General features: G+C 50.8%; 2 protein-coding genes. Both read right to left on the reverse strand.

What is annotated here, in order from left to right; genetic code table 11:
* Positions 1 to 116: 116 nt before the first annotated feature.
* Positions 117 to 1334 carry a 3,4-dihydroxy-2-butanone-4-phosphate synthase gene (ribB, locus tag AC9UEP_RS05810; RefSeq protein WP_509545016.1) on the reverse strand — a complete coding sequence of 406 codons (1218 nt, stop codon included), beginning with the start codon at positions 1332 to 1334 and terminating at the stop codon, positions 117 to 119.
* The coding region (locus AC9UEP_RS05815) for a riboflavin synthase (RefSeq protein ID WP_509545019.1) at positions 1324 to 1671 on the reverse strand (348 nt) is incomplete at its 5' end. The genes ribB and AC9UEP_RS05815, both read right to left, overlap by 11 nt.

Raw genomic sequence — 1671 nt, forward strand, 5'->3', positions numbered from 1 at the left:
CGGGTGGCACCAGCAACTAGATCACTACAAATATCTAGATGCCAGGAGGAAGAGATGATGGCTACCTTTGCCTTAGGCAGTTGTGGAACTGTGATTGCAGGTGCTGGTCCGGCCATTTATTTACTCCCTTGGGTGCGCCTATGTCCAAGCCGATCGCGCTTAGTAGATAGGTACTTCTCGTTATATTCATTGCTTTCAATGGCAAGGGAGACCTGCTCGCAGGTGATTGCACTTGCCGTGACCGCAGCTATCTTCTCTGGGTTATTAGTCAGTAACTTCACTGAGTTCACCTTGAGGTTTTTTAAGATGGCTATTGCCTCCGACCAATCACGAGAATCGATGACATGGCCCAACTCTAAATTGGCATCGACTGTGTCCAGCCCCTGATCTTGCAAGGTATAGGACTTAAGTTTTTCAGTCAGGCCAATGCCGCGACCTTCGTGATCGCGCATATAGATAATGTATCCGCAGCCATAGGCTTCAATGGCAGCAATTGCGGCATCAAGCTGTTGCCCACAATCACAGCGCTGTGAGTGCACCACATCACCGGTGAAGCATTCCGAGTGAATGCGCACCATCGGCACCTTATCTTCTCGGCCAAAGCGCATCACTACTTGTTCACGGTGTTTTAGCGATGGATAAGTTGCAATATCCCACTCAGCGTTTCGCAACTGAACCTTGACCCATTCAAAAACATAAGCCGGATAGTTCACCAGCGTTGGCACATGTTCTAACTTGATCTGGTACTCATAGATATCGGCAATCGAAACGATTGGAATCTGGTGCTCATGTGCAAAATCAAGTAGCTCTTGGCCGCGCGCCATCGAACCATCTGCTGCCACAATCTCTGAGAGCAGCGCCGCCGGATAAGAGCCGGTGAGTTCGGCAAGTGCCACACCGGCTTCGGTATGTCCCTTACGTGAAGCCAGCCCTTGGCTGTGCGCAATCAGTGGAAAAATATGTCCGGGGCGAATGAAATCTGTTGGGAGCGATCTGGCGCTACCCAGTGCGCGAATTGTTGCGGTGCGCTCTTGCGCACTTACTCCAGTAGTGATTCCTTGGGCCAGATCAACTGAGACGGTAAAGGCGGTCTTTCGCACATCTTGGTTCTGTTCGACCATATAAGGAAGGTGCAAACGACGCGCTTGCTCGCTCGTAATTGCAACACAGAGAATGCCAGTTGTATGGCGCACCATGAAGGCAGTTTTCTCAGCCGTTGCATACTCGGCCAACATAATGAGGTCGCCCTCATTTTCGCGCTCGTGATCATCTATAACAATGATCATCTCACCGCGTCTAAATCGATCTAGGCTATCTGCAAAGTTAATTTCCACCGGCAACACCTTTCTTGAGTAGTCGCTCGACATACTTGGCCAAAACATCTACTTCCACGTTCACTAGTCCGCCAGCTTTCGTTGCGGACAAGTTTGTCTTGGCGAGCGTCTCTGGAATCAGCCAGACGCTCACGCTATTAGTGGCATCATCGAGTGCGCCCACGGTGAGTGAAACACCATCGAGTGTGATCGAGCCTTGGGCAACTACATACCTCATTAATTCTGCTGGAACCGTGAGATCTAACTGCGCCCATTTTTCACCGGGTGTGTGGGCAACGACGGTGGCCACACCATCGACATGCCCCTGCACAATATGTCCACCCATACGCATATCCAG

It is taken from the genome of Candidatus Planktophila sp., assembly GCF_040402315.1.
GTDB lineage: Bacteria > Actinomycetota > Actinomycetes > Nanopelagicales > Nanopelagicaceae > Planktophila.